Raw genomic sequence first — 21,638 nt, forward strand, 5'->3', positions numbered from 1 at the left:
AAAGTAGACTAGCGATTGCTAGTCTTTTTTTGTTGGAGCCTGCCAAGCAACTACAGCGGCGTCTATTTGGCCTGCGCCAGCTACTCGCAAAAGGTTAGCCGCCACATACAAGCTAGCTCCTGTGGTACAGACGTCGTCTATTAAAATTACGTTGGATTCTAGAATCTGACCAGGTTTTATGCAAATACTGCTTTTTGCCTGCAAAAAACGTTCTTTTTTACTAGCACCAACTTGTCGTTGATCCGAACTCCTATACAACGGGGTTATCATTTTTAAACCACGAAGCCGAGCGAATTCCTTTGCAACCAAGTAAGCATGGTCGTAACCACGTTGCCTAATGTGGGTTAGTGACGTGGGCACGGGAACGACGACTGTATTTCGCGGCAAATATGAAACAGTAGCATCAATTGCTGATGCAAGCGGTTTATACGCAGCTTTTGCTCTATGAAACTTGAAGTCTTTTATAAGTTTTGCCACATCATACTTGTACTCTGCGGCTATGTAAACTCGATTTAACTTTGATTCTTGGCAGTTCGCGCAAACCTTATACAATTCCGTGATGCCAGAACACATTGCGCAGACTGTTGCAATTTCGCAAAATTTTTCAGCCAAGCAGTTAGCGCAAAATATGTTGTTATTATGTCCACAGGCTAGGCACTGGTGCGGAGCTATCAGCTCAATAATTCTCTCGATCATTGATGTCTTTTTTACTTCTTTTGCTTATAATATTGCCATAACTTGCAATTTTCCGCTATAATTGGCGTACAGTAACCTCAAGTGCAGACCTAATTTGAAGTGGAGGAGGTGAACACACATGGCACGAGGACAAAAGCAAAATGATGATTTGCTGATTGAAGATGAGTTAGCAGCAGCATTTTTAGGTGACGACGACGTCGACGTTTCGACGCCACAGAACGATGATCGAGCTGTCGCTCAGCAAGAAGCGACCTGGGAAGAGGATGACGCTGTTCCTGGTCAGCTTGCTGTTGACGTATTTGAAACAAAAGATAAATTAGTTGTTAAGGCTCGTACAGCAGGCGTAAACAAACAAGACCTAGACGTCAGTATTTCTGATGGCATCTTGACCATTAGCGGAACTCTTACAAGCGGCGAAGAAGAAGTTGAACAATGGCATTTGCAAGAATGCTATTGGGGAGAATTCTCTCGTACTTTAGCTTTGCCGGTTCAAGTCAAAGAAGAAGAAGTTGAAGCTATGCTAAAAGATGGCGTTCTTACAATTAGCTTTGCGAAAATTAAGCAAGAACAAGCTCGTAAAATTCAGATCCAATAAGCTACTGAATTAATAAAAAATATGCCCGTCAATGCGGGCTATTTTTATATTCGTTGACAGTCAGAATGTTTCGGATGGACTAACTTAGTCTACTTAAGTTTGCCTACAGCACAGCCTCTAATCTGTGCTGGGCTACTCAGCCTAAATTTGCCAAACAAAAAACCGCCCAAAAAGGCGGTCTTTGTTTTTTTGAACCGATCTTTAGGTAAGCTCGTTTGTAACAAACTGAACTGCACCAAAGGCTAGAACTGCAACAACTATACCAATGATTGCGTATAGAATTGTATTTTTGGCACTTGTGATTGCATTTTGGTCACCCTGTGAAACAGTGTAGCGAATACCACCGATGATCAACATGATTACGGCGATAGAACCGATGATGAATATCAAAATGTTGGTGACAATTACAAAGATACCAGTTGAGCCGAACAGTTGCGTGTCGGCACTAGGGCGAACACATTCTGCGCCACCAGCAGGACCCTGAGAAATATCTGGGTTTGCAGCGTTACATGTTGTTGTAGTAGTTGGTGTTGGACCTGCGTTAACTGCAACTGGGACAACGAACGAAAGACCTAAAACCAACAATGGCGCGATCATTAAAGTTTGTGCTGCTTTTTGCAAAAAAGATTTCACTTAATTTTTCTCCGATTATGCTTTCATTGTAACATTTATTACACAAAATTCTAGATAGTTTAACTTTAGCTGAATTGCCCGGTCACAAACCCGACTATTCCGAAGGCTGCGACAGATAAAACTACACCAACAATGGCGTACAAAATTGTATTTTTGGCGGCGCTAATTGCATTTTGGTCGCCCTGCGCGACAGTGTAGCGAATAGCACCGATAATTACCATAATTACCGAAATCGCTCCGACGATAAAGATTAGGATATTCGCAACTTGCTGCAAAGTTCCAGTCACGGTTCGGCCGTCTGGACTAGTGCAAGTCGTGCCATCCCAGGTTCCACCAGACCCTAAACAGGCAGATTCTTTCGCCGTTGAAGACGAAGTGGCTGCAGGAATACAAGTCGTGCCATCCCAGGTTCCACCACCTCTAACACAAGCTGCCTCGAGCGAAGGGTTCGCCGCAACCGGAGCAATCACAAACAGCGATAAAAACGCCGAAACAAAAGTTATTTTTACAATTCCAGAAAATTTAGCTAAATATCTCATATATTTGTTAATACAAAGTTTACTATTGCATTGGCCATTACTGCAACTATTAGCGCAACCACGGCGTATATAATTGTGTTCTTAGCAGATGTAACTTGAGCCTGATCGCCGCCGCTAACCGCATATCTAATTGAGCCGATGATTATCATCAGCACGGCAATAGCACCGACTACAAAAGTTAGGGCATTTAAGATATTGTTCCAAATACTATTAGCACCGAATAGGCTGTCATCTCCACTTGCCGCTGCACAAAGCTCGGTGTTTACTAAATCTGGATCAAGGCATGGATCGATCACCGCCGCACTAGCGGGCACAGCAACAAGAGTTGCAATAATGCTAAGTGCTACTAAAATACTTTTTAATTTCATTATATTCTCCCTAAAACAAATTGAATTAAAGCTACTGCACTCGATGAAACAATCAAGCCGATCACTGCATACAAAATTGTATTTTTTGCCTGACCGATCTCTTTTTGCTCGCCATTACTAGTTGCATAGCGAATCGCGCCAATCAAAATAAAAAGTACACAAATCCCACCAATTGCCGTAAATGTAAGCGACATCGCTGTTCCAATAACCGTATTGTCTAAAGCAACTTTGGGGATTCCGGGGATTACTACTGTTTGAGCAAAATTCTTCATGATGAGACAAAGCCCCTATATATAAACTGAGTGATTGCGATCGACGAAAGAACAATTATAAGACCAATGATTGCGTTTTTAATAGTGTCTTTCGCGGCCGACAGGTTACTTGGTTCACCTTGGCTTTTAGTATATTGAATTCCGCCCCATATCACAAAACCGATCGCAATGTAGCCAGCGAGTTTTAAGACATCGTTAAATAGGGGAATTATTATCTTCCAGATATCGCGAATCGAATTAATAACAACTGTTTGTTCGCAATCACCCTGATTGTTGCAGGTCTCAACTCTTGTCAGACAGTGATCCCAAGATTCTAAACCTAGGAATTCGAGAGGTGTGCCTTCGCAAGCCGCGAAATTAGTTAAAGGAGCGGAGGTGAAAGAAAAAATCATTCCTAAACTCAGAATGCCTTCTACGAAAAAACTGATCATCCTAAAATTCCTCCGGGGATAATAAAGTTCAAAATCGCGAACATAAATATGAATAGCAGCAGTCCAACGCAGGCGTTAATGATCACTGTGATCGCTTGTTGCGTTTGCGAACTGTTGCCGCGGGCTGTCATATATAAAAAACCTCCCCAAACAATTCCGCCTACAACCACAAGGCCAACTCCACCAGCAAAAAGCGCCAAAACAGCTACTAAAACTTGAACAATTGGATTGGTTTGAAATGTTGATCCATTCTCGATACAACGTTCGCCGACCAGGGCGATTGAGGTCTTAATTCCTTGCTCGCCTGAGCTCGTTGTGCACCGCAAATTCTGAGGAATCGGATTAGCAAGTGCTGCATTAGACATTAAAAAACAGCTGAATAAAGAAACTATCGCAAACAGAATTGGCCGCTTAAAACTCATATCCACATTGTATGCCAAAATCGTGCGATAATCTATACGCAAATACAATAATGGCGTATTATATAAACAATGAGTCGGACAATTAAATTAGTAGGGCGGTTTTTGTTCTTTGTCGCAATAACTCTCGCGGCGAACTTCACACTCCAAGCCACCTCTGCGCACGCAGAAGGCACGATTAGCGGTGGTAATTTTTGCGTAGAAGTAACATTAGGCGACGGTGAAAAAGCCTGCGCCGTAATCGAGGATGACTTGATAGAAGTTACACTCGATCCAGCCGCAGCCGGCAGCAGTCAAACTATAGATAACGGCAAAATCGATATCACAAACGTGCCACGCGGTACCTACACAGTAACTGTCCAATTTGAGCTCACAAAAGAGCTCTGCAGCTCAGTGACTAGTATTATTGGGGATATCATTCCAATTTCACGAATTATCGACGTTATCACTGGCGGCTTTAACCCAGTAGATACGGTTCTGAGCGCCCGTCTATGTGACAATGACGGCGTTTACCGCGCAAGCAGAGTTTTTTCTAACGTAAGAGTAGAGGACGGCCAGACCACGTTTTTAATGGGAGACAATAACACAGATAACAGGGTGTTGGCACATGCCATCAGGGTTGATCCCGAAACTGGCTTGCCCGTAATTGTCTGTGCGGGCGAAAGCAACTTATTTGTTGACTGGGTTATTTGTCCGGCGATCGAATTCACATTTAGAGCAATAGACTTAGCAATTACCTACATTTTAGTGCCTTTTTTGAGCATTAATCCGCTCACAGTCACCACTGTTAACGATCAAGGGCAGACGGTTCAAACCGAGCTCTATCAGATCTGGGACAACGTCAGAAATGCAACCAATATTTTGTTCATTTTGGTTTTCTTTGTAATGATCTTTTGGCAGGCAATTGGTAGTGTTTATGGTGTTAAAAAAATTCTTCCGCGGCTTATTCTTATGGCAATCGCAGCAAACTTGTCGTTCTTTATTTGTCAAATAATGATCGATATTTCTAACGTTCTAGGCATTGGAATTGCTTCATTACTAACAGCTGCCATTATCGGCGACCAGCCTGTCCTTGACCTTAGCGGAATCATTGCGCCGTTATTTGGGGCATCGGTGCCTATACTTGTTGCACTCTTTATTATGATTATTTTCTCTGCGGTTATGATCATAATTGGTGTGCTTGTACTTATTTTCCGACAAATTGTGCTTATATTCTTAGTTCTAATTTCGCCGGTGGCTTTTGCCGCGGGGGTTTTGCCGAACACCGCCAATTTGCTAAACCAATGGTTCAATATGTTGATTCGACTAGTCTTAATGTACCCAATTTGTATGTTGATTCTTTCGGCTGCCAGAATAGCTGGTCATATCATAACTAACATAGGAGCACAGTTCTAATGGATTTTATGTTTGACATACTGAATCATTTTGCGACAGGCAACGTTATATCTGAGGTTGCACAAAGCTCGATGTTCGCTGCGGCAGGTTTTATAGTTACGGCTGCTGGAATTGGTGGGTTTGCATTTTCTTTTGGAGCCGCGGACAAAGCCACCAAAGCCATGTACCAGGCAGGGATGAGTGGAGTAAAAAGAGTTGGCAAAATCGGGGCTGGTGCTGCTAAATTTGGTGCCAAAGAAGCCGTTCGTAACTCTCGCCCAATGCAAGCTTGGCAAGAAGCCAAACGCGAAAAAGCCTTCGCAAGGAAAGGTCGTGCACAGAGAGATTACGCAGCCGCATCTTCGAGCGACTCTCTACTGGGTCGAGCATTGCGCGCCTACACCTTTGGTGCTGGTGATAAGAACTTGGCTTTCGCGCAACAAGGTATGGTTCGCGACATGCGTGACCGCTCGACAGAGCTTGGATCAACAATTGGCCACATGAACCCGTCAAATCTTAAAGCTCACTTATCCAGTATTGCTAGAGGTGGCGCTGGAACTGGCATGGACAGTGAGTTGAACGCAGCCGGCATAACATTCAGAGGTCACGGAGCTGCAGCTTCGTCGCTTGCAGTTATGAATCACTTAGCACAAACAGGTGATCTAAACGAAGACATCATGTCTTACTTAACCGACTCATACTCAGACAATGATAAGCAAGGCACCCCTAAACTCGAGCAAGCAAGATTGTCCTACTGGTCTGGTCAAGTTCAGGCCGCCCAGCGTGCTGCGGGTGCAAACGGCAACCCATCTATGCTAAAAAACACCGTCGATATTTCTATGGGACCTCTTGGCACATACACTGCGAGCTACAAGTCGAACGTTGGCGACACCCTAAAGAAGGTTACTGCCGAAAGCTACAAGGGTATGAGTGGCGATGGTGTGGAGTCTACTGCACGCGCCGTAATGACTCAGGCTCCGAAAGCCACACCAGGCACACCTGGCTTTGTTCCTGGCGCAGTTACATTCCCAGTAAAGACCGTGACCATGAAAAAATACAACCCCACAACTGGGGCAACAGAAAGCTTCCCACTCACTCGTTTCGTTGACGACGGGCTACATGAGCTTGCCACAGCTTATGTCCAGGGTGAAGTTAACGGCACAAGCGCAGCCTACAAAGATCAAGGTGCCCGCGAAAAACTTAATAGCCTGCTTAACGCTAATCCGGCATTTAAAGCACAGCTTGATCAAATGGTTACTGAGCGCGAACCTCACATGTAGGAATCCATGGCCACTTATAAAGTACCTCAAGATGTTGAAGCCGAAGATAAGCTACTTGGACCTTTTAGCTTTAGACAGTTTGTCTATTTAGCAATTGCTCTTGGGGCAGCAGTAATCGCTTTCTTTTTGTTCAGGGTTTTTCCGCTTTTGTTTTTAATCCCGCTACCTATAACCATTTTCTTTGGCGCTTTGGCTTTGCCACTACGAAAAGATCAGCCAATGGAAACATACTTATTGGCCATTGTGAGATTTAATCTAAAACCAAAGCTTCGTAAGTGGGATCCAGAGGGTGTAATTAGTTATGTAGAAATAATCGCGCCAAAGTTAATGGAGAAACAGCTTACAAAAGAATACGGCGCGGATTCGGCTCAAGAACGCTTAGACTATCTTGCGCGCGTTATGGACAGTCGTGGTTGGGCTCATAAAGGTGTGGAAACAACCACAAATCCAAGCGTAACTGCAACAGTAGCGGCCGAAGCTAGATCGACAGTTGATGTCCTAGACGAAGACCAGGCGTTGTCGCGAACCTTTAAGGAGCTTATGGACCAAAAAGCAGAAGAGCAAAGGCAGGCGGCGATTGAAATGATGAAAAAAGCGCAAACCGAACCCGCTCTGGCAACTCCGGTGAATATAAACTACAACCCTTACCCAACTTCAATGCATCAAAAAGTTATTCTGCCTGCCGGACAACAAAAGCCCGCACCTGTTGCGCAAAAACCTGCGATGACACCGCCAGTATCACCTGATATAATTAGACTCGCGAACAGCAATCTGAAGGTGAGTACAATTGCACACGAAATCCAGAAGCTTGAACTTAATAAGGGTGCAGTAGTAGATATTAAACTTCATTAAAAATACAGGGAGGGCTGGTTAAATGCCACCCAACAATCAACAGACAGCTAATCAACAACCGGTTAATGCAACCCTCCCACAGGGTGCTTCACCTTTAGCGGCTCTTCCGCCAACTCCGGCGGGCAACATCGTGGCAGGTGGCTCACCCCAGGTAGCAAGTACGGGTAACAAACAAAAAAATCCGAATAGCGCGCAAAACAGCTTGCTCATCTCTGAACTTCGCGATGGAATGGCCATATTAAACGATGGCACTATGCGCGCTGTAATTGCTTGCCGTTCGATTAACTTTGATCTTATGAGCTCACGCGAACGCGAAGCAGTTGAATTTTCTTATCAGCAGTTCTTAAACTCACTTTACTTTCCAATGCAAATATTTGTTCGATCCCAAAAAGTCGACATCGGCCCGTATCTTGAACGCTTGGGTAAAATTCGCCGCGAACAAGACAACATGCTCCTTGGTGTTTTAATGGACGATTATGTCGACTTTATTGGTATTCTTGCGCAAGAAACCAACATTATGGAAAAGAGCTTCTTTATAATAGTGCCTTACTACCCGGGCGGCGATGTTGGAAGCGCAGTCAATACTAGTAAGAACTTTTTAGCAAACTTGTTTTCACCGCAGACCCAGCAGCGAATCAGAATCGACGAAAAAACTTATGCAAAAGCTGTCGATGAGCTTCGCAATCGCACCGATACGGTCATAAACGGACTGCTTCAAATTGGAATCCGTGCCGTCCGATTAAACACAAAAGAGCTAGGCGAACTATACTACAATGTCTACAACCCAGACACAGCTGTGCGCGAACCACTAGGTAAGTTCGAAAACCTAACTAGTGCTGCAGTCGTTACCAAGGGCGAAGGCAAAGCTCCGCAACCACACTTAGATAAGGAGGCGATGTAATATGGCATTCGGTAAAAAACCTGATCCAATTGACTTAGCCCAAGCTCAACGCTACCGCGAGCAACAAGAAATCGAGCAAGAATTTTTGCGCGGTATAACAACTCTGCGCGACATCATCGCGCCAAGCTCACTCGAAATCCAGAGTGGCTACTTTAGGCTTGGCACAAAATACGCTCGCACACTTTACGTTTATGGCTACCCGCGTCAAATCTTTACTGGCTGGCTAAGTCCGATCATCAATATCGACGAAGTTATAGATGTAAGCATGTTTGTTTATCCAGTTGAAAGCCAGGTAGTTTTAAACAATTTGCGCAAAAAAGTAGGCCAGCTAGAAGCCAGTATTAGCATTAACGCTGAGCGCGGTAAGGTGCGCGATCCGGGCCTACAGGCTGCTATCCAAGACGCCGAGGAACTGCGTGACCAACTGCAAGTTGGTGCTGAACGCTTTTTTAGGTTTGGCTTGTATATTACAGTTTACGGTGACAGTTTAGATGAGCTGCAGTTTGTGCAACATAAGATCGAAACAATTCTAGGTCAGCAATTAGTGTTCAGTAAGGTTGCTAGCAGTCAAATGGAGCAAGGAATGAACAGTACGATTCCGCAAATGACCGACCAGCTACAGATTCGCCACAACATGAATACGGGCGCACTTAGCACAAGTTTTCCGTTTACAAGTGCCGACCTCACCCAAGAAAAAGGTGTGCTTTATGGAATCAACATGCATAATAACGGCCTTGTGATTTTTGATCGATTCAGTTTAGAGAACGCCAACATGGTGGTGTTTGCAAAATCTGGTGCCGGTAAATCTTTTGCGGTCAAGCTAGAGGCTTTGCGTAGCTTAATGATGGGTACCGAAGTAATTATCGTAGACCCAGAAAACGAATATCAGCGACTTTGCGATGCGGTAGGCGGAAGTTATGTTAATCTAAGTTTAAACTCGACCACTCGAATAAATCCATTTGATCTACCAAAAGTAGTTGAAAGCGAAGAGGCCGAGGACGCTCTACGTGCCAATCTAATTAACTTACACGGGCTTTTGCGACTTATGATGGGTGGCGCACAAATGTTACCTGGTGGCGTAACTTTGCCAGCGCTCAGCCCAGTAGAAGAAGCTGATCTTGATCAAGCTCTGATCGATACCTATGCCCGAGCAGGAATCACGAGCGACCCATTAACTCATACCGGGCAGCCGCCAACAATCAACGATCTTTACGAGACGCTATTACATATGGGCGGGAGTGGTCCGCAACTTGCACAACGGTTGCGAAAATATACAACTGGAACATTTGCCGGTATCTTTAGTCAGCAATCAAATGTGGACATCAACAATAAAATGGTTGTTTTTAGCATCCGAGACCTAGAAGACGAGCTTCGCCCGGTTGCAATGTATATCGTTTTGAGCTACATCTGGAATAAAACACGCGCCGAGCGACGCAAGCGTTTATTAGTAGTTGATGAGGCTTGGCAGCTAATGAAATATGAAGACTCGGCAAACTTCTTATTCAGCCTCGCTAAGCGCGCAAGAAAATACTTTTTGGGTATGACCACCATAACTCAGGACGTTGAAGACTTTATGACCAGTAAAATGGGTCGTGCAATTGTGGCGAATGCCAGTATGCAAATTCTACTTAAACAGTCCACTTCGGCAGTTGACGTTTTGGCGGATGTGTTTAAGCTAACCGAAGAAGAAAAAAAGCGTTTGGCTCAATTCCCGGTAGGGCAGGGGTTGTTCTTTGCCGGACCAAATCATGTGCACTTACAGATTATTGCTAGCCCAACTGAGACCGGCTTGATTACAACCAATCCTCAGCAGCTTCAACAGTTACAACAGCTTTATGCACAGCAACCTAACCCACAGCAACCAATACCAGGTCAAGGAGTAGAAGGTGCCCTATAACGTTCCAACGGGAAACGAACCAGACTACGAACCGGATTGGCGTTCAAGATTAAATAACTTTGAGGGCCAGCCACAAATACCTGAGGTCCAAGAGCAGGGCCGGCTTTCGCGTGCTGGTGAACGCATCGGTGACGAAGTAAGCTCACGAGCAGGCGATCTTGCTAGAAAAGGTATCGAAAAAGGCTTTAAAAAAGGCGCTGAACAAGGTGCTAGGACCGCTGCACAAGCTGGTGGCGAGGCCCTGGCTAACACGGCCGGATCGGCAATTGCTAGCGGGGCTACAGCCGGAACAGCCGAAACCGCGGGCGCATTAGGAGCTGCTGGTGCCGCCGGTGCTGCAGGTGCCGCGGGCACTGCGGGAACAGCGGGAGCAGCAGGAACGTTGGCTGCGGCGGAAGCGGGGATAGCAGCGGCGGGCGCCGCATCAGCACCCGAGACAATGGGAGCTGGTTTAGTTGTTGCTGGTGGAGCAATGGCCACTACCGCTGCAGCCGCAGCTACCCCAGTAGCCGTTAAAGCTGCAACTGGGGTAGATGTTTCGCCGAGTGGAGTTATAAAAGCAGCCACTGGCTCAAAAAGATCACTTTTAGAGACAATAAAAAGCCATAAAGTCATAATTATAGCCGTAGCCGTTTTATCGCCACTATTACTTATTTTCGGAGTAGTGTTCTTGGCGTCGCCGTTTAAAGGCGATATCGCAACAAAATCTGTGGCAGACAAAGCCTTTTCACCCATAAAAACAATTGTAGAGCTAAGAACTCGCACAATCTTAGCCGGCTATGTAATCGGCGGATCTAAAGCTAGCATTGAGGTCGGGTTGCCGCAAGCTGGCGGTAAAGCCGGTCAGCTATACACCGCCATGCGCGATTTAGGTTTCGAAGAAGTTATAAAAGATAAGTATTTGCTCGCATTTGAAAGAGGCAACGAAGCCGGAACCGTACGCGTTGTAAGCCGTGGAATTGGCCTGGGCGACGCAAACACAAACCTTGAGGCATTGGCACTTTTAAACAAAAGCACTGGGGTGAGAGGTGTTATTCAAAACGAAATGCACTCTTGGGATTGGGCGCAGCATAGCAAAATTGCACAACCAGCCAAGGCTCTTTATCAAAACCCACGATTAAACATTCCTGGTGCCGACGAAGCTCAAAGCGGCGAACAGCTAAGCGAAGTTGCCAAATATCGCGTTTCGACCACAACTCAACCGACGGTCACAAACGTTGGCAGCGCAATGGGCTGTATGCTCGGCACAGGAGTTTGCAACCAAGAGAACGTTCAGCCCGACATAACCGCAAACTCAACCTTACAAGAGAACGAATCGAGTTCACTAGTAACCGCAACTCAAAAAGCCTTCAATGATAATCTTGAAACAATAAGCCCCGAAACCAACTACGAAGCTCCAACTTTACGCGACAAATCAAGGAGCAACCTAACAACCCAGCTAACACAAGCTAGTTTGCCACTTTTTGGTTGGCTGGATGTAGGAACAGTAACAGATTACGGCAGCACAGACCCTGCTTACAAGGATCTCCCTGTGAATATGCGTCGCCAACAAGCCGGAAGCCTTTTCTTGATGTCGTGGATAGGGACCAGCCAGAGCACAGCCGAGGAAGTTAACTACAAATCGGCCGGCATCATGGCAAAAAACTTTGTTGATATGGAAGACTCGCAAGCGTACAACTATATATCCTACGACGACACCAGCAGGGGTAAGCCGCTCGAAACTTACCAAAAAGTTAACAGCGCCGCCGAAAATCCAATGCAGACCTTCAAGGATTCGTGGTTTACCGAAAACTCCGAACTACAAAATACTTTTGGAATTTTTGCCGCCTGGAATGCAATCCGAGACTTGCCGATCTTCGGTTCGATAATTGAACAGTTGGTTACGACAATGGTAAACAACCCGCTAATCAACATCGGTGGGGAGATAATTGCCAACTCTCCTTTAGTACTTTTACTAAAAAACTTCGGTCCGCAACCCGTTCAAGATTTACTAACATTCTTAACCGAACGCCCTTTAAGCGAAGTTATTGGCACGAGCTTCGGATTGTCTTCGGATATGTTAATTAACGAATGTGATATGTCTTTAAGGTCATTCAACTTCTTAAACTGCATGGTATCGGGCGCACAAGACCTATACGTAACCACCTGCGAACAAAACTTTGGTTGTGGCAACTTAAGCGAGCAGGAACTGCAAGAACTCTACGCCTACCGCGCCCAGGCCGATAAAGAAAACTTAGCCGCATTGCCATGGCAAGAAAGAATGTTCAGTTTAAATACCCCAGGTTCATTGGCGAGTGTAGCAGTTTTGCGATCACCAATGCCTATAGATTCAACACAAAACATGGCCTCTTTTGCCAAGGGAATTGCCCGAGCAGTAGCCAGAATTCCAGACAACCTAGCGACAATTTTTGCAGGCAAAGCACTGGCTGCGGCCAACGATCCAAACAGTATTAGCGGCATAAATAACAATCAGGGCATTCCTCTGGGCACATTGCAAAACACCCAACTTTCGCCGCAAATGCTACAAAACGACGGAACCTGCCCCGAAAAACAAGAAGGCGTAGAGGATGTTTGCTGGGCCGATAATGCCACAATCGACGGACTGCTTACTAAATACGTAACTTACAAATACTTATGAACAACTTAGCTAAACGATTTATCCTAATTTTACTGGCGGCAACACTACTTATCGCGAACGGTGCCAGCGAAGTCAGTGCTTATAACACTCCTCAAACTGTAGAGAGGGGAGGGCCGGCTTTTGAGGAAGGTTCGTGCAGCGCCACGCCGCAAACATCGGAACTTGAAGGCTTCAAGCTACCGGCAACCAAAGGTTATATGGGCAATGAAGATCCAGTAGACGAAAACGGCAATCTTACAACCACCGGAGAGGGCATGGCTTACGGTAAGTTTGCAAAACTTGGCCAAAATTACCGTGACTTCTACATCACAATGCGGTGGACTACACATGAATGGTTCTGGGACGGCAGCGCCAGAGTGGCCGATCAGGCTCAAATTGCTTGGCTAAATGAAGCCCCACGAAAAGTTCTAGTAACCAATCCAAGATCAAACAGAAGTATTATTGCCGTTGTTATGGAATCTGGCCCAGCGCCATGGACGGGCGTAGACACTGAGCGAAATAACGATCCTAAGCAAGGCTGGCAACAGCCACAATTAGGAACACCTGCAGAGTATGGCGGTCGCGTTTCCGGGTTCCCGCCAGTGGCGGTCGAAGCTTTGCTCGCTCAGCAACGAACGGGTGGTCAAACTAATGGTGATGAGCTGCTTTATTCCTGGGCACCAGACCAAAACGCTGAGCCCGGACCTACGGACTTATCGGTTCAAAACTCGGACAGTACGGCAATTTGTGCTCCAACAGGTTTAGGTGTAAGCCCAGACGGTTTCGTATTCCCACTAATCACAACAAAAACAGAACTCAAAAAAGGTGGCTGGAACCCTAATTGTGTTAACAAAGTTTCATCTATGGGTGCGCTAGGAACAGTCGTGAGAATACAAGGCCTCTGTCACCACGATTACTTAGCAGCAGACATTCTTGATCCAGTTGGAACTAAAGTTGTTGCCGTACGACCCGGCAGAGTTATTAGGGCGAACTCAGAGATTAGCTGCTTTAGCCCAAGTGTAACAATATTTAGCGACCCAGCTCTTGGCGGCGACGGTAACACATACTACACAACCCATATGGGGCAGCAAGGCAGGCCTACCGAAGACACAATTGTGAATGCGGGCGATATTATTGGCGAAATTGGCGACCCGCACGGTTGCTTCCCACCACACTTGCACATAGACGTCAGTCCGATCCAAACGGGATTCCCGAGAAATAGCGGTGGAACACACGGCCCTTTACTCGATCCTCAGCCGGCATTAAAAGCTTCTTACCAAACATTACCGGAGTAAAAAATGAGAAGAAAAATAATAATTTTCGTCATCGTAGCAGTGGTCCTTGTAGCAATCGGTTTTTTCGCATATAACTTTTTCACCACAGAACAAGTGAACATAAAAAGCAATAGCCAAAACGCCAAGGTATCTATCTACACATTGCAAAACCAGGTTGTTGACTCTAAAAACGCGCCATACAGCACCCGACTTAAGCCAGGTATATACTCGGTAGTTGTTACCGATAACCAAAAAGAGACGCGATCGATTTTTACGTTAAAACAAGGTACCCCTGTAGACCTAACACTCGATTTAGTTGATGTAAAGTCTCCAAAAAAAATAGCACCCTATTCCTCAAAATACATTTTTGCAGATGAAAACTTTTTGAATTTTATACGCAAGGACGTTAATCAATTAGATAGATTAACTTTTGGCGAGAAGTACCTTAAAGAGTTGTCTCAGGGATCATACTCTCAAGCATATTGGGCAAACGCCGATCAAGCCATATTAACTGATACAGCTAATAAAAGCCACTATTACGACTTTGGGACAATTTCTCCTCTAGGCTATAAAATCACTAACCCAGGTACGATCTCGTTTTTAGGTGATTCACTGGCTTACATAGAACAAAAGGTCGTCTACATAAGGCCTACAATCACAGCGGCTCCTGTGGTCGAAGTTCCTGTTAGATTCCTTCAACCGCAATTATCACTTGGTCCAAATAATCAATTTGTCGTCTTTGAAACAGGCGTGTTTGTGGATGAGACTGAAGGCGAAGAAGGGCAGGCGCAATCCGAATTGAGTAACGCAACTCCCGAAATTTATTCCGGAAACGAAAGGCTTCAAAAGCAAAGTGATGCGTTGAAAAACTACGTAATCGACGGGGCGACTTGGTCGCCCGATGGCCAGAAACTCGCCTTTAGTGCAGGCGATGGTATTTATATAATGGATATAAATACATCTTCGATTAGACAACTCTACCTAAGTTATACAACTCATCCACAAAGTATAAAGTGGCTCGACGAACAAACATTGATATATTTTCTAGACCAAGGAATATGGAAAATTACGCTAAACGAAACGCCAACATGGAATCTGTTGGCGAAAGTGGAGGGCAGCTTGGGTTGGAGTGCGCCGCTTTCACTATCTCCCTCAAAAAAGGAGATCTATTACTCATCAGATGAACTACAATCCAGTAATGATGCAGTATACCAGATCGATTTATAATTTCTAAGAATAGAAGGGGCAGAGGTGGCTTTGGCCACGTACCCCTTATCCCTATGCTGGAAGCATAGTACAAATTTTTCTTCGGAGGTCAGGACTGATATTACGACAAACGTAACTATCGCCCGTTAATCCACTCGACCCCCCCATATAGTAGACCCATCTACCATCCTTCCATTCAAGAGCAATGGAATATCCGTCTCCCCAAGTACCATAATCCTCGAGGTAAGAGTTGGCGTCGGCAACTATCCAGTTGTCGCTGCACCAAACCCGAAAAACTTCAGCATTACCTGGAAGTTGAGCAATCGCCTTAACCTCTTTTGCAGTCAAACATGGTACAATTCGAGTTACTTTGATTTGCAAAGTCCCGACGATCTGCATCCGCACCCCCTCCAGCGCGCTCATCACCGTTGTCCATCCGAGTTTTACACCCTCGACGACGGCAAAAAAGCGGCCAAAGAACTTTTCGGTGAAGGTCATTGGATCGGCGAAGCCGCCCATTACCCTCAACACGGTTTCGCCGCATTTGCTTGCCACGATTTCGTAAAAATCGTAGAAGCTCATTTTGGCGATGTCTTTGCCGAGCTTGGCAGCGTTACCCAGGCAACTCACGACATCTTGGATGTCGAGCAGCGCCCTGGCTCGCTTGACCGAAGTTGTTAGGTCCTCGCCGGTGGCAATACTAGCCAAGAACTTCAGCGATCCCCAAATAGCTTCGGCCAAAAACACGTTAGGCTCAGCTCGCAACTCCACAGTTGCCGGCAGATTACTGGCCGTTAACTGCGCATCAAGCACGGCTCGTCGCGGCAAAAATGCCTGAGTTGCCTTGTTGTTGAACAGCTGCTTTGCCAGCTCAATGGTGTAGCGCTCGTCGTCGGTGGTCTCGCCGCCAACATCGAACTTAACACCCTTCGTGGCTGCAACCGACAAAATGTACTCGACGCGATTACTAACGCTGAGCATCGCTGTTTTGCCGGCGGCGTTCAGGCAGGCTCGAATCGGACTGTCGGGTTTGGTCGTCGACCAGCCTGTCATACCGCTGATTTTGACCTTGCCGAGCTCGTTGGTCTTGACCTCGGTTTTACAGTCACCATCTTGCGGCGTACCTAGCAGAGACGGGCTGACGATTCCGCGCAGTGGCTCGTCGAGCAAGTATGACACTGTCTTGGGCGACAGATGCGGAACTTGCGCCTTGAGCACGTCACCCTCGACGATTGCCGGCAAAAGCCGCCAGCCATCGCCATTGGGCGCGGGAGTGTAGAGCAGCGCTTGATCTGGCCGAACGCCAGCGGGCAAAAACTTGCCCTGCAGCTTCAGCTCGATCGTAAGCGGTTTAAGCGGTTGTGCTCCGCCCTCAAAACTGAGGTCGAACGTGCTCGAAGCCTTGAACAGGCTCGAAGCCGGCTTGTAGCTCTTAGGCTCGATCATGGTCAGGCGTGTGCCAACCTTAACCGCGCCATCCGGCACATGTACGGTAAGTTCGCCGAGAGTGTACGTGCCACTCTTATCGATCTTAACGGTGTGCTTCGCCGGCTCGTCACTACGAGTGCAGGCCGCACCAGCAGCCAGCATCAGCATCGAACAGGCGAGCGCAATTGTGCGCTTAATCTTAACCACTCCTTACGGGCTTAGGATTTTTACGGACACCATACTTTTAACATACTTTGGTTAAGCTTGCAACTTTTCGGTGCTAATTATTTTATGTTCTGCCAAAAAACTTTTCTCAACGACATCAGCATCCGTGGTAGTTATAAACGTTTGGTAAGTCTTGGTAATATCCGTCAAAGCTCTACGGCGAGTGCTATCGAGCTCCGAAAACACGTCGTCGAGCAATAGTATTGGCGGATTTTCGTTTTGCTTGGCTAAAAGCTTGAGTTCAATTATTTTAAGCGCTAAAAGCATGCTACGAACCTCACCACGCGACGCAGCAGCCGCAGCGGGCTTGTTATTGATTTTTACCGCAAAATCGTCACGGTGGGGTCCAAACGACGTAAAACCGCGATGTAAGTCGCTTGCCGCATTGCGCGACAACGCATTCAGCAGGTTTGCTTGATAATTTTCGGCAGGTAGTGAACTTTTGTATTCAATTTGTAAATCAGTTTTTACGCCCGCGATCGAAGAATAAACTTCTCCAAAGACTTTATTTAAATCGTTAATCAGCGATACGCGTCGCTCTACAATCACAGCTCCCAAATCAGCTAGGCGAACATCCCATGCAAAAAGTTGATCTTCGACCTGGCTCAAGCCGAATTTATTTTTAAGCAACGAGTTGCGCTGTTGTAAAACCCGTTCGTATTGATGTTTTGTCCAGGTAAAATCAGGGTGAATTCGCGCAAGCAGGTTGTCTAAAAAATCACGGCGCCCAGTAGGCGAGGAGCGCAAAAGCCGCAAATGATCTGGCTCAAACAAAACTACGGGTAATTTGTACTGGTGGGTTAGTCGAGCTTTTTTAGATCCATCAATATCAAACTGTTTTTCGAGTTTTTCAGGCTGAACTTTGTAAACAATTGTGCGTTTTTGATCGTTATATACTCCTTCGATTTTCAACCAAGGCTCTCCATGCCTAATCATATCTCGATCCACACCCCTAAAGGAACTTCCAGCCGAAAGCACATAAAGCGCCTCTAGTAGATTGGTTTTTCCACTACCATTTGGTCCAACAATAACAGTTACGCCCGGCGAAAACTCGACGTCGTAGTTTGTGTATGATCTAAAATTGTGCAGCGAAACCGAACCAAACATTAGCTTTTAAGCGGCATTATAACGTGTTTATAGCCCGCGTCGGGGTTGTCTGCGGCGGTTACTATGCAGGGCGCCAATTTTCCGCTAAAGCGAAACTCCACGGTCTTAGCGTCTACACACCCCAGCGCTTCGAGCAGATAGCGTGAGTTAAGTGTTACGCTACCTTCGGCACTGACTTTTGCCTCAGCCTCACTCGTATTCTCACCTAGTTGTGAGGCGATCGAATGAATACTTAATTTATCAGATTCAGCTTTCAAGGTTACACTGCCGCCAGATTCTCGCGCAAATAAGCTTGCGACTTTAGTAATTCGCGTGAACTCATCCTTGGGTAAGGTTACTTTACTCTCGCTTTCGCTTGGAATAAGCGCGCGATAGTCGGGGAACGTACCGTCTATTAAACGTGAAGTTATCTCCACATCATCTAGTAAAATTCTTACCTGGTTTTCTCCGAACACGAACTTAACATCTGCGCCATCGTCACTCATAATTCTAATTACATCATTCATAGCTACAACTGGAATAATCGCGCTAATCTCTAGTGGAGAACTGATTAACTTTCGCTCAGCCAATCTGTAGCCATCTGTTGCTGCAAAATAAATACTTCCCTCAAAGCTGTGACAGTAAACACCAGTTAATACTGGGCGGGTGTCGTCGGCCGATGCTACAACCACTGTTTGCTGAATTGCACGTTTTAAATCCCCAGCCGGAACACTTAAAACGTTCTTTTCCTCAATTGTGGGTAATTCTGGAAATTCATCAGGAGTCATGCCGTTGATCGTAGATTTATAGGCGCCGCACTTAATGTGAAGTTTTGCACCGTCCGCCTCGAGTTCAACATTACCTTTAGGCAAGTTCATTACAAATTCAGTTGTGAGTTTTGCAGGAACTGTAACGCTGCCCTCGGTTTCAATTTTACTTCCTACACGTTGTGTTATGGCTAATTCCAGATTCGTCGCCGCAAGTAGTAGACGATTATTTTGAGTTCGAAGCAAAATATTGTTCAAAATAGGTAGGGGTGTTTTACCCGAAGCAACTCTGCCGACAGTTTGCAAAGCTTTGCTTAGGTTTTCTTGTGTGACTGTAAGCTTCATTCTTTCTTCTTTCTTATTATATTTATATATAAGTAGTAATAGTAGTAATAGGGCGTGTGCAAAGTGGGTAAAAACCCTGAACTTTATCTGTTAAAGTTCGCCCAAGGCTGTGTAAAAATTGTGTGCAAACGTGTGTAAGTTGTGTGTGAATTATGTGGGTGTTTATGTGTTTGGTGCTAGTAGGGTTGTGGTGGGTTGTGGAACTTGTGGATGAACACCCCACCAAGTTTCCATAGTTTTTGAACAGGTTTTGCACACTACGCATACAATTTGTCCCTAATCTCGGTGATTTGTTGCCGAATTACATAATCAAGCTTTGAAGCTTTTTGGATTTTTTCGACCGAATGAATCGCAGTAGTGTGATCTTTGCGACCTAGTTCCGATGCGATTTTAGGGAAACTCAAGTGCAGCTCACTGCGTAAAAGATACATGGCGATCTGCCGTGGCACAACAATGTGTTTGTCACGTTTAGGGCTAGTTATGTCCGCAGATTCGATCTGGAAGTGCTTTGCAGTTTTTTCTATGATTTGCCTGGCGGTTACGTGGTGTGGGCGAGTCGTGCGCGCGCTGCTAAATAAAGCTTTGGCAGTATCTACATTCGGCTCTAAGCGTTGAAGCTCGCAGTGTGCGATCAGCTGGTTTAGGGCGCCCTCCAGCTCGCGGACGTTGTTTTGAATGTTGGCGGCCAAATACTCCACGGTATCGCGGGGTAGACTAACATTACTTTGGCTAGCTTTGGTTTGTAAAATTGCGCAACGTGTTTCGAAATCCGGCGATTGGATGTCGATCGCCATACCCCATTCAAAGCGCGAGCGTAAGCGATCTTCTAATGTAGGGATTGCTTTAGGCGGCTTGTCGGAACTGATGATAATCTGTTTGTTTGCCTGGTGCAATGCGTTAAAGGTGTGAAAAAACTCTTCCTGTGTACGCTCTTTGCCGGCTATAAACTGAATATCGTCGATTATCAATAGGTCAACATTGCGATATCGGTTAGAGAAACCCTTCTTTTTGAACCTAATGCTGTCCAAAAATTCATTAACGAAAGTCTCACTCGAAATGTAAAGTACGCGTGTACCAGGGTTTTTGCGGCAGATTTCATTGCCAACAGCTTGTATTAAGTGGGTTTTGCCTAGTCCCACACCCCCGTATAAAAATAGAGGGTTGTATTTTGTGCCTGGAGTGGCCGCTACCGCTTGACAAGCAGTGTAGGCGAGTTCGTTGCTTGATCCAACGATAAAATTTTCAAAGTTGTATTTAGGGTTAAGACCCGAACTCCCGTTTTGGCTACTAGTAAAAGTGGTGGACTCTGCGCGAGTTTCGGCTACAACTGGAGCCTGCATGAGTAGTGGTTTCTCGGTTTGAGCTACGGCTTTTTTCCGTTTTGTCTCAGAGATTATGGTGTAGCTAACTTTATTTACTTCGACTCCATTTTTTTGCAAAACGTCCAAAATTAGGCTGTTAAATCTAGCCTCCATTTGTTCTTTTGCAAAGATGTTCACAACCCCAATGACAATCTCGCCACCCTCGTTAGAAAGCATCTCTGATGTTTTGAACCAAGTAATAAAGTTGGCGCGCGACACGCTTAACTCAATTTCACCTAAAACGGTTTGCCACAGTGCGTTTTTCATTCCCCTCCACTTTGTTTTAAAGCGTTATTAAAACTATAACCCCATAAGCCTGTTTTCCACAACCATAAGCAATGAAAGTTTGCACGGTGTCAAGATTGGCGAGTTATGCACAGGCGAGCGTCACATCTGTGAATATGTGGATAACCTATTGATAATTGTGGAAAAATCTGGCAATATTGTGGGTAGTATTTGTAAAAGTTTGTTTACCCAAGCACAGAAAAGGATATTAAAACATGCCAAAACGAACTCACCAGCCAAAAAAAGCTCGTCGCGTTAAAGTTCACGGTTTTCGCGCTCGCATGGCTACTAAAGACGGCCAAGCCGTTCTTAAGCGTCGTCGCATTAAAGGTCGCGCAAAAATCGCCGTTTCTAACAAGTAATTGTTAAACTAAATATATGCTAGCAAGCAAGTACAGGTTCCATGGTTATGGATCGCTGAAATTTTTGTTTAGTCATGGTAAAACTTACAGATCAAAAAGTCTGTCTGTTCGTGTTACGCTAAATACTCGTCGCCAAAATAGTCGAGTAGCTGTAGTTATCAGTAAAAAAGTCATCAAGGCTTCGCCAAAACGCAACCGAGTACGCAGGCGAGTTTACGAAGTTTTGCGAACCGAGTGGCAACATATTAAACCTGCGCACGATATTTTGATTAGCGTTTATGACCCAGCTTTTTTTGACGCGGATCACAGCGTAATTGCTGCCGAGATCAAAAGGGTCTTAATTACCGCCCAAGTTTGGGTGGACTAAACTAGTTATCATTTTGTAAAACTAGTAATCCATTTGTTATCTGATATTATAGATTTCA

Annotated in this window: 22 protein-coding genes; 11 read left to right on the forward strand and 11 right to left on the reverse strand. The window is 45.5% G+C overall.

Annotation, left to right across the window (positions count from 1 at the left end; translation table 11 throughout):
• Nucleotides 1-18: 18 nt before the first annotated feature.
• Nucleotides 19-696 carry a hypothetical protein gene (locus VLA77_00735; GenBank protein HSE29094.1) on the reverse strand — a complete coding sequence of 226 codons (678 nt, stop codon included), beginning with the start codon at nucleotides 694-696 and terminating at the stop codon, nucleotides 19-21.
• Nucleotides 697-814: 118 nt separating this feature from the next.
• On the opposite strand from VLA77_00735, the gene VLA77_00740 reads away from it, so the two are divergent.
• The gene (locus tag VLA77_00740) at nucleotides 815-1,291 is read left to right on the forward strand and encodes an Hsp20/alpha crystallin family protein (protein HSE29095.1); all 477 of its coding nucleotides are present in this window, start codon (nucleotides 815-817) and stop codon (nucleotides 1,289-1,291) included.
• A gap of 201 nt (nucleotides 1,292-1,492) precedes the next feature.
• On the opposite strand, the gene VLA77_00745 is transcribed toward VLA77_00740, so the two are convergent.
• From VLA77_00745 to VLA77_00770, 6 genes are all read right to left on the reverse strand, one after another.
• Nucleotides 1,493-1,924 (reverse strand): hypothetical protein, encoded by a 432-nt coding sequence (locus VLA77_00745; protein ID HSE29096.1) that lies wholly within the window; start codon nucleotides 1,922-1,924, stop codon nucleotides 1,493-1,495.
• A gap of 65 nt (nucleotides 1,925-1,989) precedes the next feature.
• A complete protein-coding gene (locus VLA77_00750) occupies nucleotides 1,990-2,463 on the reverse strand; it encodes a pilin (GenBank protein HSE29097.1) in 474 nt (157 codons plus the stop codon).
• Entirely contained in the window at nucleotides 2,460-2,831 is a 372-nt protein-coding gene (locus VLA77_00755) for a pilin (GenBank protein HSE29098.1), read from the reverse strand. Before VLA77_00755 ends, VLA77_00750 begins: the two co-directional genes overlap by 4 nt.
• Entirely contained in the window at nucleotides 2,831-3,103 is a 273-nt protein-coding gene (locus VLA77_00760) for a hypothetical protein (GenBank protein ID HSE29099.1), read from the reverse strand. The genes VLA77_00755 and VLA77_00760 overlap by 1 nt, the downstream gene beginning before the upstream one ends.
• Complete coding sequence (locus VLA77_00765; protein HSE29100.1) at nucleotides 3,100-3,534, reverse strand: pilin; 435 nt, start codon at nucleotides 3,532-3,534, stop codon at nucleotides 3,100-3,102. The genes VLA77_00760 and VLA77_00765 overlap by 4 nt, the downstream gene beginning before the upstream one ends.
• A complete protein-coding gene (locus VLA77_00770) occupies nucleotides 3,531-3,956 on the reverse strand; it encodes a hypothetical protein (protein HSE29101.1) in 426 nt (141 codons plus the stop codon). The genes VLA77_00765 and VLA77_00770 overlap by 4 nt, the downstream gene beginning before the upstream one ends.
• Nucleotides 3,957-4,025: 69 nt before the next feature.
• On the opposite strand from VLA77_00770, the gene VLA77_00775 reads away from it, so the two are divergent.
• The 8 genes from VLA77_00775 to VLA77_00810 are packed head-to-tail and all read left to right on the forward strand — an operon-like array spanning nucleotide 4,026 to nucleotide 15,375.
• Nucleotides 4,026-5,348, forward strand: a complete 1,323-nt coding sequence (locus VLA77_00775; protein HSE29102.1) for a hypothetical protein — start codon at nucleotides 4,026-4,028, stop codon at nucleotides 5,346-5,348.
• Complete coding sequence (locus VLA77_00780) at nucleotides 5,348-6,607, forward strand: hypothetical protein (protein HSE29103.1); 1,260 nt, start codon at nucleotides 5,348-5,350, stop codon at nucleotides 6,605-6,607. The genes VLA77_00775 and VLA77_00780 overlap by 1 nt, the downstream gene beginning before the upstream one ends.
• A gap of 6 nt (nucleotides 6,608-6,613) precedes the next feature.
• Complete coding sequence (locus VLA77_00785) at nucleotides 6,614-7,459, forward strand: PrgI family protein (protein ID HSE29104.1); 846 nt, start codon at nucleotides 6,614-6,616, stop codon at nucleotides 7,457-7,459.
• Nucleotides 7,460-7,481: 22 nt separating this feature from the next.
• Nucleotides 7,482-8,360 (forward strand): hypothetical protein, encoded by an 879-nt coding sequence (locus VLA77_00790; GenBank protein HSE29105.1) that lies wholly within the window; start codon nucleotides 7,482-7,484, stop codon nucleotides 8,358-8,360.
• 1 nt (nucleotide 8,361) lies between these two features.
• Nucleotides 8,362-10,257 (forward strand): DUF87 domain-containing protein, encoded by a 1,896-nt coding sequence (locus VLA77_00795; protein ID HSE29106.1) that lies wholly within the window; start codon nucleotides 8,362-8,364, stop codon nucleotides 10,255-10,257.
• Entirely contained in the window at nucleotides 10,247-12,895 is a 2,649-nt protein-coding gene (locus VLA77_00800; protein ID HSE29107.1) for a hypothetical protein, read from the forward strand. The genes VLA77_00795 and VLA77_00800 overlap by 11 nt, the downstream gene beginning before the upstream one ends.
• Nucleotides 12,892-14,169: a M23 family metallopeptidase gene (locus tag VLA77_00805; protein HSE29108.1), complete on the forward strand. Its 1,278-nt coding sequence runs from the start codon at nucleotides 12,892-12,894 to the stop codon at nucleotides 14,167-14,169. Before VLA77_00800 ends, VLA77_00805 begins: the two co-directional genes overlap by 4 nt.
• 3 nt (nucleotides 14,170-14,172) lie before the next feature.
• The gene (locus VLA77_00810; protein ID HSE29109.1) at nucleotides 14,173-15,375 is read left to right on the forward strand and encodes a hypothetical protein; all 1,203 of its coding nucleotides are present in this window, start codon (nucleotides 14,173-14,175) and stop codon (nucleotides 15,373-15,375) included.
• Nucleotides 15,376-15,426: 51 nt separating this feature from the next.
• Here the strand turns inward: VLA77_00810 and VLA77_00815 are convergent, their stop codons facing one another.
• From VLA77_00815 to dnaA, 4 genes are all read right to left on the reverse strand, one after another.
• Nucleotides 15,427-16,989, reverse strand: coding sequence for a hypothetical protein (locus tag VLA77_00815; GenBank protein HSE29110.1), 1,563 nt, complete (start codon nucleotides 16,987-16,989; stop codon nucleotides 15,427-15,429).
• 51 nt (nucleotides 16,990-17,040) lie between these two features.
• Nucleotides 17,041-18,114: a DNA replication/repair protein RecF gene (locus VLA77_00820; protein ID HSE29111.1), complete on the reverse strand. Its 1,074-nt coding sequence runs from the start codon at nucleotides 18,112-18,114 to the stop codon at nucleotides 17,041-17,043.
• A complete protein-coding gene (gene dnaN / locus VLA77_00825; protein HSE29112.1) occupies nucleotides 18,114-19,205 on the reverse strand; it encodes a DNA polymerase III subunit beta in 1,092 nt (363 codons plus the stop codon). Before dnaN ends, VLA77_00820 begins: the two co-directional genes overlap by 1 nt.
• A 257-nt stretch (nucleotides 19,206-19,462) precedes the next feature.
• The gene (gene dnaA, locus VLA77_00830; protein HSE29113.1) at nucleotides 19,463-20,833 is read right to left on the reverse strand and encodes a chromosomal replication initiator protein DnaA; all 1,371 of its coding nucleotides are present in this window, start codon (nucleotides 20,831-20,833) and stop codon (nucleotides 19,463-19,465) included.
• Nucleotides 20,834-21,066: 233 nt separating this feature from the next.
• Between dnaA and rpmH the strand changes: the two genes are divergently transcribed.
• Both rpmH and rnpA read left to right on the forward strand, forming a co-directional pair.
• Nucleotides 21,067-21,213: a 50S ribosomal protein L34 gene (gene rpmH / locus VLA77_00835; protein ID HSE29114.1), complete on the forward strand. Its 147-nt coding sequence runs from the start codon at nucleotides 21,067-21,069 to the stop codon at nucleotides 21,211-21,213.
• A 16-nt stretch (nucleotides 21,214-21,229) separates the two neighbouring features.
• Nucleotides 21,230-21,580, forward strand: a complete 351-nt coding sequence (gene rnpA / locus VLA77_00840; GenBank protein HSE29115.1) for a ribonuclease P protein component — start codon at nucleotides 21,230-21,232, stop codon at nucleotides 21,578-21,580.
• Nucleotides 21,581-21,638: the final 58 nt, after the last annotated feature.

Source organism: Candidatus Saccharimonadales bacterium (assembly GCA_035457485.1).
Lineage (GTDB): Bacteria > Patescibacteriota > Saccharimonadia > Saccharimonadales > EFPC-124 > DATIBO01.

Bases quoted from the DNA above. Each gene is read 5' to 3' on its own strand.
- VLA77_00735 (HSE29094.1), bottom strand. From the start codon at position 696: ATGATCGAGAGAATTATTGAGCTGATAGCTCCGCACCAGTGCCTAGCC.
- VLA77_00740 (HSE29095.1), top strand. From the start codon at position 815: ATGGCACGAGGACAAAAGCAAAATGATGATTTGCTGATTGAAGATGAG.
- VLA77_00750 (HSE29097.1), bottom strand. From the start codon at position 2,463: ATGAGATATTTAGCTAAATTTTCTGGAATTGTAAAAATAACTTTTGTT.
- VLA77_00755 (HSE29098.1), bottom strand. From the start codon at position 2,831: ATGAAATTAAAAAGTATTTTAGTAGCACTTAGCATTATTGCAACTCTT.
- VLA77_00760 (HSE29099.1), bottom strand. From the start codon at position 3,103: ATGAAGAATTTTGCTCAAACAGTAGTAATCCCCGGAATCCCCAAAGTT.
- VLA77_00765 (HSE29100.1), bottom strand. From the start codon at position 3,534: ATGATCAGTTTTTTCGTAGAAGGCATTCTGAGTTTAGGAATGATTTTT.
- VLA77_00770 (HSE29101.1), bottom strand. From the start codon at position 3,956: ATGAGTTTTAAGCGGCCAATTCTGTTTGCGATAGTTTCTTTATTCAGC.
- VLA77_00775 (HSE29102.1), top strand. From the start codon at position 4,026: ATGAGTCGGACAATTAAATTAGTAGGGCGGTTTTTGTTCTTTGTCGCA.
- VLA77_00780 (HSE29103.1), top strand. From the start codon at position 5,348: ATGGATTTTATGTTTGACATACTGAATCATTTTGCGACAGGCAACGTT.
- VLA77_00785 (HSE29104.1), top strand. From the start codon at position 6,614: ATGGCCACTTATAAAGTACCTCAAGATGTTGAAGCCGAAGATAAGCTA.
- VLA77_00790 (HSE29105.1), top strand. From the start codon at position 7,482: ATGCCACCCAACAATCAACAGACAGCTAATCAACAACCGGTTAATGCA.
- VLA77_00795 (HSE29106.1), top strand. From the start codon at position 8,362: ATGGCATTCGGTAAAAAACCTGATCCAATTGACTTAGCCCAAGCTCAA.
- VLA77_00805 (HSE29108.1), top strand. From the start codon at position 12,892: ATGAACAACTTAGCTAAACGATTTATCCTAATTTTACTGGCGGCAACA.
- VLA77_00810 (HSE29109.1), top strand. From the start codon at position 14,173: ATGAGAAGAAAAATAATAATTTTCGTCATCGTAGCAGTGGTCCTTGTA.
- VLA77_00820 (HSE29111.1), bottom strand. From the start codon at position 18,114: ATGTTTGGTTCGGTTTCGCTGCACAATTTTAGATCATACACAAACTAC.
- dnaN (HSE29112.1), bottom strand. From the start codon at position 19,205: ATGAAGCTTACAGTCACACAAGAAAACCTAAGCAAAGCTTTGCAAACT.
- dnaA (HSE29113.1), bottom strand. From the start codon at position 20,833: ATGAAAAACGCACTGTGGCAAACCGTTTTAGGTGAAATTGAGTTAAGC.
- rpmH (HSE29114.1), top strand. From the start codon at position 21,067: ATGCCAAAACGAACTCACCAGCCAAAAAAAGCTCGTCGCGTTAAAGTT.
- rnpA (HSE29115.1), top strand. From the start codon at position 21,230: ATGCTAGCAAGCAAGTACAGGTTCCATGGTTATGGATCGCTGAAATTT.